Origin of the sequence: Plantactinospora sonchi (assembly GCF_036422035.1) — a bacterium.
GTDB classification, from domain to species: domain Bacteria; phylum Actinomycetota; class Actinomycetes; order Mycobacteriales; family Micromonosporaceae; genus Plantactinospora; species Plantactinospora sonchi.
In genome coordinates, this window is the sequence record NZ_JAZGQK010000037.1 from 1 (window position 1) to 15,461 (window position 15,461).

Genomic DNA, 15,461 nt, shown 5'->3' on the forward strand with positions numbered 1-15,461 from the left:
ATCGTCTACTGGGCCGCCATCATCCAGATGAGCCGACGACAAGCCCACATGACCTACCACAAACCCCAACACCAGGTTCAGAAACAGGCTCTATAACAGAAAGCGATAAGAAGGGGCCCTTCCTTACACCTCAGCAGCCGGGCAGGCGCTCGACCAGGTAGCGCTCCACCTGGTCGAGGGAGACGCGCTCCTGGGTCATGGTGTCCCGGTCGCGGACCGTCACCGCGTTGTCTTCGAGAGTGTCGAAGTCGACGGTGACGCAGAACGGGGTGCCGATCTCGTCCTGTCGACGGTAGCGGCGGCCGATCGCCTGCGAGTCGTCGAACTCGACGATCCAGCGCTTGCGCAGGTCGGCGGCGAGTTCCTTCGCCTTCGGCGAGAGGGCGGGGTTACGGGACAGCGGCAGCACGGCGACCTTGACCGGGGAGAGCCGGGGGTCGAAGCGGAGCACGGTGCGCTTGTCGACGCCGCCCTTGGTGTTCGGCGCCTCGTCCTCGTCGTACGCGTCGAGCAGGAAGGCGAGCACCGCCCGGGTGAGGCCGGCGGCCGGCTCGATCACGTACGGCACCCAGCGTTCGCCCTTCTCCTGGTCGAAGTACGACAGGTCGACGCCGGAGTGCTTGCTGTGCGTGGAGAGATCGAAGTCGGTACGGTTGGCGATGCCCTCCAGCTCGGAGAACTCGGTGCCGCCGAACTGGAAGCGGTACTCGATGTCGACGGTCCGCTTCGAGTAGTGCGAGAGCTTGTTCTGCGGGTGCTCGTAGAACCGCAGGTTCTCCTCGGCGAGGCCGAGGCCCAGGTACCAGTTCCAGCGCTCCCGCAGCCAGTACTCGTGCCATTCCTCGTCGGTGCCGGGCTCGACGAAGAACTCCATCTCCATCTGCTCGAACTCGCGGGTCCGGAAGATGAAGTTACCCGGGGTGATCTCGTTGCGGAACGACTTGCCGACCTGGGCGATGCCGAACGGCGGCTTCTTGCGCGCCGAGGCGGCCACGTTGTTGTAGTTGATGAAGATGCCCTGGGCGGTCTCCGGGCGGAGGTAGTGCATGCCCTCCTCGCTCTCCACCGGACCGAGGTAGGTCTTCATCAGGCCGTTGAACATCTTCGGCTCGGTGAAGGTGCCCTTGTTGCCGCAGTTCGGGCAGTTCAGCTCGGCGAGCGAGGCCGGTGCGTTGCCGTGCTTCGCCTCGTACGCCTCTTCCAGGTGGTCGGCCCGGAACCGCTTGTGGCAGGACTGGCACTCGGTCAGCGGGTCGACGAAGGCGTCGAGGTGGCCCGAGGCGGCCCAGACGTCCCGGGCCAGGATGACCGCCGAGTCCAGGCCGACGATGTCGTCGCGCTGCTGGACCATGGCCCGCCACCACTGGCGGCGGACGTTCTCCTTCAGCTCCACGCCGAGCGGGCCGTAGTCCCAGGCTGACCGGGTGCCCCCGTAGATCTCGCTGGACGGGTAGACGAAGCCTCGGCGCTTGGCGAGACTGACGATGGCGTCGATACGGTCGGCTGGCATGGTTACCTCCTACACCGGCTGGCGGCCGGCGGGGACAGAATCGGAACGGTCAACAGACAACAACGTGCTTCGGAACGGTCAGCGGGCACAGCGGTCGGTACGGGCAGGCACGACCGGCACCGACGGCGTCGGTACCGGATCGGGCAACGGTGCGCACAACGGTACGGCTCACCCCCACCCAGGCCCAGCAGATTACTCCACCGGCCACCCCCGACCCTGGACAGGTTCTCCGACCCGGCGGCCGCCTAGTTGATCTCGCAGATCGTCAGACCGTTGACCGGATCCTGCTCGAGCAGGGCATGCAACTGGTCCTGGCCACCCTGGGCGTAGGTGACGTCCACCGGCACGCTCAGGGTGTTGCCCATCACCAGGTCGCCGACCTGGAACGAGGCGATGTCCGGTTCGGCGCCCACCCGGCGGGCGAACTCGGTCGGCGACTCCCGCTGTTTGGTGGCGTCGCAGAGCAGGTTGTACGCCTGGCTGAACTGCTCGTCGTCGACAGCGTCGAAGTAGTCGGTCACGACCGCCTTGGCCTGCTCGTTGACCGCCTCGGTGCTGGAGACCAGCAACCCGATCAGGGCCGCGCCGCCGCCACCGCAGACCAGCAGCACGGCCAGGGCGGCGACTCCGATGCCGAGCCACATCCGCAGTGTGCGGCCCTCGGTGGGCGGCGCGGCGAACGGCGGCACGGCGCCGGGACCGGGTGGTGGACCGGGTACGCCGGGCGGCACCGCCCCCGCGCCGGTCAGGTACGACGGGCCGAAGTTGGCCGGGGCCTGGGCGCCACCGGTGCCGGACGCCACCGGCGGACCACCGGAGCCCGCCGACGTCGGAAGGCCGGGGTCGGCCGGCGCCGGACCGCCGAAGCCGGCCGGCGGCACCGGACCGGAACCAGCCGGTGACTGTGCCGCGCCGAAGCCAGCGGGCGGCGACGCCGAACCGGGATCAGCCGGCGACTGAGCGGCGCCGAAGCCGGCCGGCGCGGGGCCGGCGCCACCGGCCGTCGGCGACGACGCGGGACCACCGGGCGGTCCGGGAAAGGTCATGACGGCAAGCGTAGTGCCCGGTCTGTCACCGGCTGGGGTCAGCGGCACGGTCGCTGCGGGCCACCTGGACCGGACCCTCCGGTGCCGCGCTGGCCAGCGCCTCGTACGCGGACGGTTCGTCCAGCGACTCGGCGAGCAGCGGCGTGGCGTGGATCTTGACATCGAAGGCGCCCAGGGCCCGCCGGTACGTACCGACCGACTCCCACTCGGTGACCAGGCACCAGTGCGTGGGGTCGTCGAGCGCCCGCAGCAGCTCACCCCGACGGTAGCCGGGTCGGGCGGCGAGTACGCCCAGCGCGGCGTGGGCCCGCTCGGTGAACCCGGCGGCCGCCTCCTCCGCCACCACGAACCGGTTTGTGACGAGCACCTGTGTGCCTCCTCGCCTGGGCCGCCGACCGGAGAAGCCGCGAATGGTGTCATCGGTGACAGCACGCCGGTCGGGGCATCGAGATCTCGTAGAGTCTGTGGGATGCAGCGTACGCAGCGCGTCCTGGTGACCCGTCTGGCCCGGGTCAGTCCGACCACCGTGTTCCTCGTCGCGTTGACGCTGGTGCTGGTCGCCTTCTTCGCTCCGGGGATCGTCGGCGGTCTGCTGCTGCTGGCCCTCGCCGGGCTGCTCGGCGTCCTGTTGGTGACGAGTTGGCCGGTACAGACCCCGGGGACCCGGACGATCCGGCTGGTGCTGCTGACCCTGCTGATCGCGTTCGCGCTGATGAAGATCGCTTGAGCGCGTGATCCACCAGCCCGACCGGACCTGAGACGTTCTCATGCAAGCATGCGTTTTTGACAATCATTCTCATTGTCGCGGAGAGTGGATGACATGCTGATCCGCTCCGCCTCCCGTTCCGTCGCCCTCGCCGCCGCCGGGCTGCTCGCCCTGGCCACCGCCACGGCCTGCGCCGACGACGGCCCCGGCAACGACCCCGACCGGGTCGACATCGTCGCCGCCTTCTATCCCCTGCAGTTCGTCGCGGAGCGGATCGGAGGAGACGCCGTCCAGGTGACCAACCTCGTCAAGCCGGGCGCCGAGCCGCACGACCTCGAACTCAACCCCGGCCAGGTCGGTCAGATCAGCGACGCCGATCTGGTGGTCTACCTGGCCGGTTTCCAGCCGGCCGTCGACGAGGCGATCCAGCAGCAGGGCGGCGACCGGACCTTCGACGTGGGTACCGTGCAGCCGCTGCTGGACGCCGCCGCCAGTGACCACGTACACGAGGGTGAGGGCGAGGGAGCCGGCGAGGAGCACGAGGAGGCGACCGGCCACAAGGACCCGCACGTGTGGCTGGACCCGACCCGGCTCGCCACGATCGGTGACCGGCTCGCCGAACAGCTCGGCGCGGCCGATCCGGACCGGGCCGCCGACTTCACCGCCCGGGCCCGTACCTTGCGCACCGACCTGGAGACCCTGGATTCCGAGTACGCCAAGGGCCTGCAGACCTGTCAGCGGCGCGAACTGGTGACCAGCCACACCGCCTTCGCGTACCTGGCCGAGCGCTACCACCTGGAGCAGATCGGGCTCAGTGGGCTGACCCCGGAGGACGAACCGCCGGCCGCCCGGCTGGCCGAGATCGCCAACGAGGCCCGCGAGCACCACGCGACCACGATCTTCTTCGAGACCCTGGTCAGCCCCAAGGTCGCCGAGACGGTGGCCCGGGAGATCGGCGCGAAGACCGCGGTCCTTGATCCGATCGAGGGCCTGCAACCGGGCAGCACCGGAGACTACCTTTCGGTCATGCGGGACAACCTGGGAGCTATCAGGACAGCGTTGGGCTGCTCATGACCGAGCGGAGCGAGGTCGTCAGCCAATCCGGTTGGCCAGGTCATGACGACGCCGAGCGCAGCGAGGTGGCGACATGACCGAGCGGAGCGAGGTCATCAGCTGGCGGAACGGGGCGGGGACGTGACGGAACCGGTCATCACAGTCGAGCATGGGGCGGTCGCCTACGACGAGCGTCCCGTGCTCCGTGACATCTCATTCGCCGTCGCCCCAGGCGAGGTCGTTGCGGTGCTCGGCGCGAACGGCTCGGGCAAGTCGACCCTGATCCGGGCGATCCTCGGCCTGGTGCCGTTGAACGCCGGCACGGTCTCGCTCTTCGGCACCCCGCAGCGCCGGTTCCGGCAGTGGCGGCGGATCGGGTACGTCCCGCAGCGCCTCGGCGCCGGCAGCGGCGTACCGGCCACGGTGGCCGAGGTGGTCGCCGCCGGCCGGCTGGCCCGTCGGGGCGTAATACGCCCGGCCGGCGCCGCCGATCGGCGGGCGGTCGCCGAGGCGCTCCGGGCGGTCGGGTTGAGTGACCGGGCCGCCGATCCGGTGACCACCCTCTCCGGCGGACAGCAGCAGCGGACCCTGATCGCCCGGGCCCTGGCCGGGCAGCCGGAGCTGCTCGTCCTCGACGAGCCGACCGCCGGGGTCGACTCGGCGAGCCAGGACGCCTTCGCCGAGGCACTGCGCGGGTTCGTCGCCGACGGCGGGACGGTGCTGCTGGTCGCCCACGAACTCGGACCGCTGGCGCCGTTGATCACGCGGGCGGTGGTCGTACACGAGGGGCGGATCGCGCACGACGGCCCGGTGCCGGAACCGGCCGGGCACCACGCGGCGCCCGGCCACGAGCACGTCCACCCGCACGCGCCGGAGGATTCCGTGGGGATGTGGGGGACACCCGCATGAGCGAGCGAATCAGCCAACTCGGAATGCCAGCTCATGACGCCGACGAGCGAAGCGAGGAGGGGGCATGAGCGAGCCCAGCGAGCGAATCAGCCAACTCAGAATGCCAGCTCATGACGCCGACGAGCGAAGCGAGGAGGGGGCATGAGCCTTTTCCAGTACGACTTCATGATCCGCGCCCTGGTCGGGGCGCTGGTGATCGGGCTGACCGCCCCCGCGCTCGGCATCTACCTGGTGCAGCGGCGGATGTCGCTGATCGGTGACGGGATCGGCCATGTGGCGCTGACCGGGGTCGGGGTCGGTCTGCTGCTCGACACCTCCCCGGTGCTGATGGCGGTGCTGGTGTCGGCGGTCGCGGCGGTCGCCATCGAGCTGATCCGGGAACGCGGTCGTACCTCCGGGGACGTCGCGCTCGCGTTGATGTTCTACGGCGGGATCGCCGGTGGGGTGATGCTGGTCGGGCTCTCCGGCAGCCGCAGCAACGCCAACCTGATGGCGTACCTCTTCGGGTCACTGACCACCACGTCGCCGCAGGACCTGGTGGTGATCGTGGTCCTCGCGGTGGTGGTGTTGGCGACCATGCTGGTGCTGCGTCCGGCGCTCTTCGCGATCTCGCACGACGAGGAGTACGCCCGGGTCTCCGGCCTGCCGGTCCGGGCGCTCAACCTGCTGCTCGCGGTGACCACGGCGGTGACCGTCACGATCTCCATGCGGGCGGTCGGGCTGCTGCTGGTCAGTGCCCTGATGGTGGTGCCGGTCGCCACCGCGCAGCTCTTCTCCCGGGGTTTTGTCGCCACCATGCTGGCCGCGATGGGGATCGGCCTGGTCGCCTCCGGCTCCGGGGTGTGGCTGGCCGGAACCGCGAACACCGCGCTCGGGGCGACCATCGTGATCCTGGCGATCGCCATCTTCCTGCTCGCCGCCGTGGGCACGGCGGTACGCCGGGCGCTGGGGCGTCGGCGGGCGGTTCCGTCCCGCCCGGCACCCTTCGCCGAGCCGTGTGACGTCGTCCTCGGATCGACGCCCGCCTCCCCCGCCCCGACGGTTGACCTTGGAGCGCCCGACCGCGCGGCGGTACCCCGGTAGAATTGGTTACCGTAACGGGGTGACGAGCACGAACGCCTACGAGGCCTACACCGGCGCCGGAGAGCTGCTTCGTGCCCTGTCCGCTCCGATCCGGCTCGCCATCGTCAGCGAGCTGGCCAACGGTGAACGGTGCGTACACGAGCTGGTCGAGCAACTCGGCGCGCCGCAGCCGCTGGTCTCCCAGCACCTGCGGGTGCTGCGCGGCGCCGGGGTGGTACGCGGTTCACGACGCGGTCGGGAAATCGCCTACGCCTTGGTCGACGAGCACATCGCGCATATCGTGGCGGACGCGGTCAGCCATTCCGGGGAGGCCACATGACGCCGGCCTTGGACGGGCACCTGATCGAGCGCGAGGGAGGGTGAGATGACGACGGCAGACAGCGGCACCGCGGTCCGCAACACCCGGCAGCGCAGCGCGGTCAGCGCGCTGCTGGCCGAGGTCGAGGGCTTCCACAGCGCCCAGGATCTGCACGCGATGCTGCGCAGTCGCGGCGAGCGGGTCGGTCTGACCACCGTCTACCGCACCCTGCAGGGGTTGGCGGACGCGGGCGAGATCGACGTGATGCGCCCGCCGGGTGGGGAGCACCTCTACCGCCGGTGCAGTGAGGGCCACCATCACCACCTGGTCTGCCGGGCCTGCGGCCGGACCGTCGAGGTGGAGGGGCCTGCGGTGGAGAGCTGGGCCGAGCGGGTCGCCGCCAAGCACGGCTTCACCGATGTCAGCCACACCCTGGAGATCTTCGGCACCTGCCCGGAGTGCAGCCCGCGCTGACCTGGCCGTCGTGTGCGGCTCGCCGGTCGGTGGCACGCTGACCGGCATGAGGATCTATGCCGACCGTTTCCCGACCGCCGCCCGTCAACTCCTCACCGACCTGCTCGTCGTCATCTGGGTCTACCTCTGGATCCGGGCCGCGATGTGGTTGCACGACCTGGTTGCGCGGCTCGCCGTACCCGGACAGAAGCTGGAGGGGGCGGGCGGCGGGCTGGCCGACAACCTCGCCGACGCGGGCGGCAAGGTGGGCCGGGTACCGGTCGTCGGCGACGAACTGACCGCCCCGTTCGAACGGGCCGCCGGGGCCGCCCGGGCGATGGCCGACGCCGGCCGCGACCAGCAGGAACTGGTCGGGGACCTGGCGCTGGCGTTGTCGCTGGCCCTGCTGGTGTTCCCACTCGGGCTGGTGCTGTTCGGCTGGCTGCCGCTGCGGTTGCGCTGGCTGCGCCGGGCGTCCGTCGCGCGGGCGCTGCGGTCGGCACCGGCCGGCCGGGACCTGCTGGCGCTGCGGGCGCTGGCCAGCCAGCCGCTGCGCAGGCTGTCCCGAATCGGTCCGGACGTGGTCGAGGCATGGCGACGCGGCGACGACGCGACGGTGGACGCACTCGCGGGGTTGGAGCTACGGAGCCTGGGGCTGCGGGCGCGGCGCTGACCGCGGCAGAGATCCACAAATCCAGTCAGATCAATGGATAGTATGTCGTAAGGGACAGTCGGGAGTGGCGCCCCTGATCACCGTCATTGTGATCAGCGCACCGGATTGCGCCACCCACCGATTGACTCCCGGATTATGGGATACGTCGAGCACTCTTTCCCCACGATCACCTCCGCCATGAACTGCGCTATCGCGGATCAGCTGACCACAGTGGACCATCAAACGGCACCCCGGACCAGCACTCGGGCGCGGTATTATCGGCGCGGATACGGGGTTGGCTCCCCGTCCCGCGAGAAACGTCTTCATCCGGGGAGGAGACCGAACGGGGGCAGTGGATCGTCACCGGTCACGTGACATTCCACTCCGAGCGCGGCACTCGCCGCCATTCCATCCGCGCCGTCGATCCGACGCGAACGCGGACAGGCGGCCATCAATTCCGTCGACGTCGACGGAATCTCATCCTTACCGTCGACGCTGACGGTGTCAGATCCGCGTCGTACCGGCTCTCGACGCATGCCTCAATTCGGCGCGCCGAGATCGACGGACCGCGGAGCCAGGGTCGATGACCTGCCCACGCCACCAGCGGCGCGGGCTGTCCGAGGCTAGCCACCTCCGGACGCCCGCCGGCTCACCACCAGCCGACAATTTGGAGGGACCGCTCAATGAGCTCGGCCTCAGTCACGCACCGAACAATCGTCCACCGGGCACTGCCGGGACGAATCGCCCTGCTGGAGTTCTCCGAGGCGCACGAGCAGAACCCGTTCAGCCGGGCCCGGATGCGGGAACTGCGTCAGTTGCTTCGCACCCTCGACAATGACGACGAGGTCAACTGCGTGGTTCTCTACGGCGGGCCGGGGCGTTCATTCGGCGCCGGCGGCGACTTCCACGAGGTGTCCGAGTTCGACGGCGGAGACGAGGTGGACGACTGGATCGACGACATCACCGATCTGTACGCCACACTCGCCGGTATCTCCAAACCGGTCGTGGCGGCGGTCGACGGGTACGCCATCGGAGTCGGGCTACAGATCATGCTCTGCTGCGACTACCGCATCGGCAGTTCGCGGGCACAGCTGATCATGCCCGAATTCAAAATCGGGATCGCCTGCACCTTCGGCGGTTACCTGCTCGAGACGGTCGTCGGGCGCAGCGTCATGCAGCGGATGCTGTTCACCTGCGAGCCGTGGGACGCCGAACGCGCCCTGGACGACCGGCTGGTGCACGAGGTGGTGGGGCCAGACGAACTGCTCGACCACGCCCTGGCCCGGGCCCGGGCAATCGCCTCGTACACCCCGACGGCGGTACGCGCCACCCGACCCCGGATCAACCAGCCCTGTCTGGCCGGCCTGGAACGGATCCGCGTCGAGGGCAAGATCGCTCACCGCCAGGCGTTCGCGGCCGGCGAGGCGCGGGAGCGTATGCGTCGGATCATCGGAAAGGCCTGAGCGGTGCCGTCGCCGACGTCCGCCTGGTTCCTGGCGGCGACCGCCCCCGTCCCCGGATTCGAGGTGGCCCGGATAGCCACCCCGCCCGGCTCACCACAGGTCTACGCGACCACGCCGGTCAGCCCCGCCGGCACCGGCCTGACCTGGCACGCCGGACTCGGAGCAGCACCGGGGGTCCGCGCCGACCGGCCCACCACCAGGGTGGAGGTCGGCGACGACCGGTTCGTCGTTGACGTCGCGCCGATGAACGAGGTCCCGCTCTACCTGGTCAAAGACCGGTTCCGAGGTCGGCTGCTGGTCTGCTCCGACATGTTCGTGGCGGCCGCCGCCCGCGCCCGGTGGAATCTCCCGGACGACCCAGGCCGCCCGGACCTGCTGTCCCGGGAGGGCGCGACCCCCTGTCACGGCGTCACCCGGCTCGATCCCGGATCGGTGACCGTGGTCCGCCGCACCGGCCGTGGCTGGGCGCTCGCCACCGAGCAGCGGCCCGATCCGCTGGACGCGGCGCACGGAGTGGACCTGGTCGAACCGGCCGCCGCCGGCGAGGCGTTCGTCCAGGCACTCGCCGCCGCCGTCACCGGCGCCGCCGCTGGTCGCCCGGTCGCCACGCTGCTCTCCGGCGGCATCGACTCCGGGGCGGTCACCACGCTGGCCCGGCGGGCCGGGCTGCCCGTCGTGGCGTACAGCGCGGGCAGCCCCTGGGGCAACGAACACACCGAGGCGGCGGAGCTGGCCCGGTACCTGGGCATCGAACACGTACTGGTCGACCTCGACACCGACGAACTGCTGGCGGCGATCCCGGAGACCATCCGCCTGCTGGGCACCGCGCACAGCGACAAGGTCGACATCGCCGTCACCGCGGTGGCCCTGCTGCGCCGTGGCGTCATCACGCCCGATCTGGTGCTCACCGGTTACGGGAACGACCTGATCAACCTCGGCCTACCCCCGGCGACGACCGACACCGACGCACTCGTCGCCGCCGTCGCCGACGGGATCGACGAAACCCGGTACAGCGGCGAGTTCAGCCCGATGGCCGCGGTCGCCCGCGGCAAACAGCTGGTGCACCCGTACTGGCATCCGGAGGTGCTGCGAATCGGGCTGGCGGTACACCCGGACTGCAAGCTCGGACGCACCGGGACGGATCCGGCCCGGGCCGGCCGGGACAAGGCGTACTTCCGGGCGGCGATGGCCCGTCTGGTCCCCGAATCGGTCGCCTGGCGGCAGAAGATCGCGGTGCACCACGGCGGCGGGTTGCAGGCCGGGCTCGACCGTCTCTTCGGCGGCCGGCCGGGAAAGGTCGAGGCGTACCGGGAGTGCTTCCGGTCGATCGTCGACGAACTGCGGACCGACCCGCTCGCCGGCGTGGACCACGCACCGGCCGGAACCCTGCTGCGGCAACGGGCCGGGGCCGCCGCCCGGGCGCCGGTCACGGAAGCGGTCTGATGTGCACCGTACTGTTCCGGTTCAGTCCCGGCCGAGCCTGGCCGGTGCTGCTGTGCGCCGTACGGGACGAGTTCCTCGACCGGTCCTGGCGACCGCCCGGTCGGCACTGGGACGGACCGTACCGGCACCTGCACGGTCCACTCGACGAGACCGCCGGCGGCACCTGGCTCGCGGTCGACCCGGCCCGGCCCGCCGTCGCGGTCCTGGTCAACGGTGACGAGCCCGGCCCCGGCAACGACGGGTGCGACGCTGGCGGCGGGCAGACCCGGGGCCGGCTGCCGCTGCGGGCGTTGGTGCCCGGCACCCCGTTGGACAGCGGTGAGCTGACCGGTACCCGGGGATTCCACCTGCTGCTGGCCGAACCGGCACAGGCCACCGTCTGGGGTTGGGACACCGAGCGGCTCGTTCGACACCGGGTCGAACCGGGCGACCACACCCTGAGTTTCCACGGTCTGGACGTCGCCGAACCGCCCCGCGTACCGCACGTACGCGCGCTGCTGGCGGCTACCCCGTCGCCGGCACCCGCGCCGGGTACCGGCACCGCGGACGCCTGGGGTGACTGGCTGGACCTGCTCGCCGCGGGCGGGGTCGGCGTGGGCGATCCGAGGAGCCTGCTGCAGCGGCGTCAACTCGACGGCCGGCGCTACGGCTCGACCTCGGCCTCGCTGGTGGCCCTCGGCCCGGGGGGCGTCCGCCACGACTTCACCGGTGAGCCGTTCCGCCAGGACAGCTGGTACGAGTCCGGCCCTGGACGGCCGGCCGCCCCGACCGGCCGTACCGACCCGACCGGGCGGTCCCCCGCCCTCGACGGAGACCCACGCCGGCCGCGCGAGTCGCGCCGTCGGCGGCGCCCCGGAGGAGACCGTCATGCCCGATGACCCCGTACCCGCCGCCCCCGGTTCCCGCGACGTCGCCGGCACGCCGGGCGGCCGCAGCGACCCGGAGCCGACCACCGTCCCGGTCTGGATCGGCAGCCGTCGGGTGGACCGCACCCGTACCGTGCCGTTGACGGGCTGCGACGGCCGGTTGGTCGCCCACGTCGCGCAGGCCGGCCGGCTCATGCAGCACGAGATGGTGGAGCGGGCCCGGCAGGTGGCCCCGCTGCTGAGCAGCGTCGAGGAGTCGGCCTGGTTCGCCCACTTCCACCGCGCGGCGGAGATCGTCGCCCGCTGGCTCGCCGACGGACGGCTCACCGACCCGGCGCGTCGGCTGTCCCGTGCGACCGGCCTGCCGGAGACCCGGGTGCTGCGTGGCATCGCGGCGGTGGTCGGGCACCTGCGCCGGATCGAGCAGATCATGGCGGCGCAGGCGCCAAACGGTGACCTGGCGGCGTACCGGACCGGTGACTGCGGGGCGCCCTGGCGCTGGCTGCCGACCGGTCGCACCTGCATGGTGCGGGTCCCGGCCAACTTCCCGACGATCATGATCGAATGGCTGCAGGTGTTGGCGGCCCGGCGCCCGGTGCTGGTCAACACCTCCGACCGGGACCCGTTCACGGCCGGCATCTTCGTCGCCGCGCTGTACGAGGCCGGCCTGCCCGACGGGGCGGTGTCGCTGGTGCACGGCGACGCCAGCACCTGGGTACGGCTCGCGGACCAGGTCGTCTGGCCCGGCGAGCACGCACCGCCGCAGCACGATCCGGCGCGGCTGAAGACGTACCACTTCGGCCGCAGCAAGGTCGTCCTCGGCGACGAGGATCCCGGCGCCGAGGTGTGGACCAGGTTGGCCCGGCTGGCCTTCCAGGGGTCGGGACGACTCTGCACCAACATGAGCGCCCTGGCGGTCACCGGTGATCCGGTCCGGGCAGCCCGCCGACTCGCCGAGGCGTTCGCCCGGTACCCCGCCCGGCCGTTGACGGAACCGGCCGCCCGGGTGCCCGCGTTCCCCGACCGGACCGAGTTCGAGGCGCTGGTTCGGATGGTCGAACGGGAGGTCGCGGGTGGCGCGGTGGACGTCACCGCCGAGGTGACCGGGCAGCCGCTGCGGATCGAACTCGACGGGGTGCCCTACCTGAGGCCGACCGTGCTGCTCACCACCGCGGACTCCCCGCTGTTCCGCACCGAACTGCCGTTCCCGTTCACCGCCGTGGCGCCGGTCGAACGGTCCCGGCTCGGCCAAGCCTGCGCCCACTCGCTCATCGTCTCGGTCGTCGGTGAGGACGCCGAGGTCGTCGCGGCCCTGGCCGCCGAACCCACCATCACCAAGGTCTTCTCCGGTGCCCTGTTCGACCGTGGCTACCAGCCCGAGGACCCCCAGGAGGGGTACCTCGCGGATTTTCTCTTCCAGAAGAAGGCGCTGCTTCCCGTTCCGGAAGCCCGAGTCGACAAGGAGCAGTTGTGCCGTCGCATCCCCTCCGCCCGGTAACCGACGACGACGTGGTCCGGATCGTCCGTCGGCACCTCGATCCCCGGACCGGGTCACAATTCTGGCTGGAACGCGACCGGGCCCTCGGGTCGACCGCGTACGAGAAGGTTTCCGGGCTGGCCGACGCGGTACGGCTGGTGGGCCTGCGCGACGCCACCGACCAGGAGAGGTACGAGGAGGCGACCCGTCGTCGCCCGGTCGAGGACTTCGTGCCCCGCGACGTACGCGAGAGCGAACGGTTCCTCTGGGCGTCCCAGACCGGCGGCACCACCGGCGCGCCGAAACACGGCACCTGGGGCAGCACCTACTGGCGCGCGGTCCTTGACTGCTCGGATCACTTCCTTGACCGGCACGGCGTGCCGCGCGGACGGAACTGGCTGTTCGTGGGGCCGATGGGTCCACACACGACCGGCCGGCTCGTGGTCAACTTCGCCGAACGGCGTGGCGGGCGGTGCTTCTCCATCGACCTCGACCCTCGGATCGTGAAGATCTACGGCGAGGAGGGGATGACCGCCGCCTCGGACCGCTACCTGCGGCACATCTGGGACCAGGTGGAGGCGGTCGTCCGCAGCCAGGACGTCGGGGTGCTGTTCTGCACCTCCCGACTGCTCGAGATGCTGCCGGAATACCTGGACCCGGCGCTGCTCGGCGGCGTCCGCGCGATCGTGCACGCCGGTACCACCATGGAACCGGAGAGCCACCGGATCCTGCGCGAGTCGGTCTTCCCGGGCGTTCCGGTTGTCGGCATGTACGGCACGTCGACCACCGGCATCAGCTGGCAGAAGCCGTTCGAGCCGGCGGACGAGCACCGGGTGGTGTACGTACCCAGCTCCCCGCACCTGCTGCTGGACCTCGTCGACGACAACGGCGACGAGGTCCCGTACGGGGCGCAGGGGCGGGTACGCGTCTGGCGGCTCACCGACGACCAGCTCATTCCCGGCTTCCTCGAACGCGACCGGGCACGCCGGGTACGTCCGTACGGCGCGGCCGCCGAGGAGTTCCCGTGGCCGTGGATCGGCGATCCGTACAGCCCCGAATTCACCGAGCTGGGACGCGTCGAAGGCGTCTACTGACCTCCGGGAGGCAACCATGCGCATCCTGCTCGTCTGGCCCCGCAACCCACGGGCGGTGCTCAGCGACGCGCTGAGCTGCTGCGAACCGCTGCCGTTGGAGTACCTTGCCGGCGCGCTGCGCGGACACCACGACGTGACGATCCACGACCTGCGGCTCGATCCCCCGCTGGCCGAGTACGCCGCGACCGCCGAACCGCCGGACCTGGTCGGGGTCGCCGTCCCGTACACGACCAACGTCACCGTGGCCCGGGAGGTCACCCGGGAGGTCAAGCGGCTCTGGCCGCAGGTGCCGGTGGTGATCGGCGGCCACCATCCGACGGTCTCGACCGAGTGGCTGGACGGGTTCGCGGCCGACTACGTGGTGGCCGGCGAGGGTGCCGAGCCGCTGCGCCGGCTGATCGCGGCGGTGGAGGCCGGACGACCGGTCGAGCCGGTGATCGGTCTGGCCCCGTACCAGGCCCGGGCCGCGCTGCGCCGGGTGACCAAGCCCGCGCCGGCGACCCTCAACGAGCTGCCCGCCCCGGACCGGACACTGCTCGCCCGGCACCGGGGCTCGTACTTCCACTCCATCTACCGCCCGGTGGCCCTGGCCAGGTTCAGCGCGGGGTGTCCGTACCGCTGCCACTTCTGCTCGCTGTGGCGGATGACGGACCGGCGCTACCTGGTCAAGGAGGCCGAGCGGGTGGTCGGCGAACTCCAGCAGATCGACCAGGCCAACGTGTACGTCGTCGACGACGAGGCGTTCATCCAGCCGGAGCGGATGGGTGAACTGGCCGACGCCATCGAGGCGGCCGGGTTGCGCAAGCGGTACCACATGTACGTCCGGACCGACACGGCGCTGCGCCGCCCGGACGTCATCACCCGCTGGGCCGAGGTCGGGCTGGACTCGGTGCTGATCGGCGCCGAGTCGACGGCCGACGACGAGCTGACCGGGTACCAGAAGGGCACCACCGCGCGGCAGACCCGGCAGGCGTTGCGCCTGTTCCGGGAGTTGGGGGTCAAGGTACGGGCGAACTTCATCGTGCGCCCGTCCTGGGGCGAGGAGGACTTCGACCGGCTCGCCCGGACGGTCGACGAGCTGGCCGTGGACATGCCGAGCTTCTCCGTCCTGACCCCTCTTCCCGGCACCGACCTGTACGACGAGGTGCGGCAGGAACTCATCAGCGACGACCCGGAACTGTTCGACTGCTACCACACCCTGTTCCCGACGCGGCTGGCGCCGGCCCGGTTCTACCAGCGCCTGGCGGACGTACTGCTCGGCGCCAGTGCACGGGCCGGCGGCAGCGGAGGCGATCCGGCGGTCTTCTACTTCTCCACCGACGACGCCTTCGGCCGGATGGTGCAGACGGTCCGGAACGGTCACCTGGGCTTCCCGGATCCGGCTGACCCGGTCACCGCGGCGGTGTGA

The 15,461-nt window shown here is 71.0% G+C and carries 16 protein-coding genes; 13 read left to right on the forward strand and 3 right to left on the reverse strand.

Annotation, left to right across the window (positions count from 1 at the left end):
- Positions 1-130: 130 nt before the first annotated feature.
- The 3 genes from V1633_RS33300 to V1633_RS33310 all read right to left on the reverse strand — a co-directional run bounded on the left by V1633_RS33300 (position 131) and on the right by V1633_RS33310 (position 2,923).
- Positions 131-1,510, reverse strand: coding sequence for a glycine--tRNA ligase (locus V1633_RS33300; protein WP_331213789.1), 1,380 nt, complete (start codon positions 1,508-1,510; stop codon positions 131-133).
- A 245-nt stretch (positions 1,511-1,755) separates the two neighbouring features.
- Complete coding sequence (locus tag V1633_RS33305; RefSeq protein ID WP_331213788.1) at positions 1,756-2,556, reverse strand: hypothetical protein; 801 nt, start codon at positions 2,554-2,556, stop codon at positions 1,756-1,758.
- 25 nt (positions 2,557-2,581) lie between these two features.
- Complete coding sequence (locus V1633_RS33310; protein ID WP_331213787.1) at positions 2,582-2,923, reverse strand: antibiotic biosynthesis monooxygenase family protein; 342 nt, start codon at positions 2,921-2,923, stop codon at positions 2,582-2,584.
- A 102-nt stretch (positions 2,924-3,025) separates the two neighbouring features.
- On the opposite strand from V1633_RS33310, the gene V1633_RS33315 reads away from it, so the two are divergent.
- From V1633_RS33315 to V1633_RS33375, 13 genes are all read left to right on the forward strand, one after another.
- Positions 3,026-3,283: a hypothetical protein gene (locus V1633_RS33315; RefSeq protein WP_331213786.1), complete on the forward strand. Its 258-nt coding sequence runs from the start codon at positions 3,026-3,028 to the stop codon at positions 3,281-3,283.
- Positions 3,284-3,376: 93 nt separating this feature from the next.
- Positions 3,377-4,336 carry a metal ABC transporter substrate-binding protein gene (locus V1633_RS33320; protein WP_331213785.1) on the forward strand — a complete coding sequence of 320 codons (960 nt, stop codon included), beginning with the start codon at positions 3,377-3,379 and terminating at the stop codon, positions 4,334-4,336.
- 120 nt (positions 4,337-4,456) lie between these two features.
- Positions 4,457-5,224 (forward strand): metal ABC transporter ATP-binding protein, encoded by a 768-nt coding sequence (locus V1633_RS33325; protein WP_331213784.1) that lies wholly within the window; start codon positions 4,457-4,459, stop codon positions 5,222-5,224.
- Between the two features lie 141 nt (positions 5,225-5,365).
- On the forward strand, positions 5,366-6,307 hold the full coding sequence (locus V1633_RS33330; protein ID WP_407951985.1) for a metal ABC transporter permease: 942 nt from the start codon (positions 5,366-5,368) through the stop codon (positions 6,305-6,307).
- Positions 6,308-6,326: 19 nt separating this feature from the next.
- Positions 6,327-6,626: an ArsR/SmtB family transcription factor gene (locus V1633_RS33335; protein ID WP_331213783.1), complete on the forward strand. Its 300-nt coding sequence runs from the start codon at positions 6,327-6,329 to the stop codon at positions 6,624-6,626.
- Positions 6,627-6,671: 45 nt separating this feature from the next.
- A complete protein-coding gene (locus V1633_RS33340; RefSeq protein ID WP_331213782.1) occupies positions 6,672-7,079 on the forward strand; it encodes a Fur family transcriptional regulator in 408 nt (135 codons plus the stop codon).
- Between the two features lie 46 nt (positions 7,080-7,125).
- Entirely contained in the window at positions 7,126-7,731 is a 606-nt protein-coding gene (locus tag V1633_RS33345; RefSeq protein WP_331213781.1) for a hypothetical protein, read from the forward strand.
- 662 nt (positions 7,732-8,393) lie between these two features.
- Positions 8,394-9,173, forward strand: coding sequence for an enoyl-CoA hydratase/isomerase family protein (locus tag V1633_RS33350; RefSeq protein WP_331213780.1), 780 nt, complete (start codon positions 8,394-8,396; stop codon positions 9,171-9,173).
- 3 nt (positions 9,174-9,176) lie between these two features.
- Positions 9,177-10,616, forward strand: coding sequence for an asparagine synthase C-terminal domain-containing protein (locus V1633_RS33355; RefSeq protein ID WP_331213779.1), 1,440 nt, complete (start codon positions 9,177-9,179; stop codon positions 10,614-10,616).
- Entirely contained in the window at positions 10,616-11,494 is an 879-nt protein-coding gene (locus V1633_RS33360) for an NRDE family protein (RefSeq protein ID WP_331213778.1), read from the forward strand. The genes V1633_RS33355 and V1633_RS33360 overlap by 1 nt, the downstream gene beginning before the upstream one ends.
- Positions 11,484-12,980, forward strand: coding sequence for an aldehyde dehydrogenase family protein (locus V1633_RS33365; protein WP_331213777.1), 1,497 nt, complete (start codon positions 11,484-11,486; stop codon positions 12,978-12,980). Before V1633_RS33360 ends, V1633_RS33365 begins: the two co-directional genes overlap by 11 nt.
- Positions 12,953-14,053: an AMP-binding protein gene (locus V1633_RS33370; protein WP_331213776.1), complete on the forward strand. Its 1,101-nt coding sequence runs from the start codon at positions 12,953-12,955 to the stop codon at positions 14,051-14,053. Before V1633_RS33365 ends, V1633_RS33370 begins: the two co-directional genes overlap by 28 nt.
- A gap of 16 nt (positions 14,054-14,069) precedes the next feature.
- On the forward strand, positions 14,070-15,461 hold the full coding sequence (locus tag V1633_RS33375; RefSeq protein ID WP_331213775.1) for a B12-binding domain-containing radical SAM protein: 1,392 nt from the start codon (positions 14,070-14,072) through the stop codon (positions 15,459-15,461).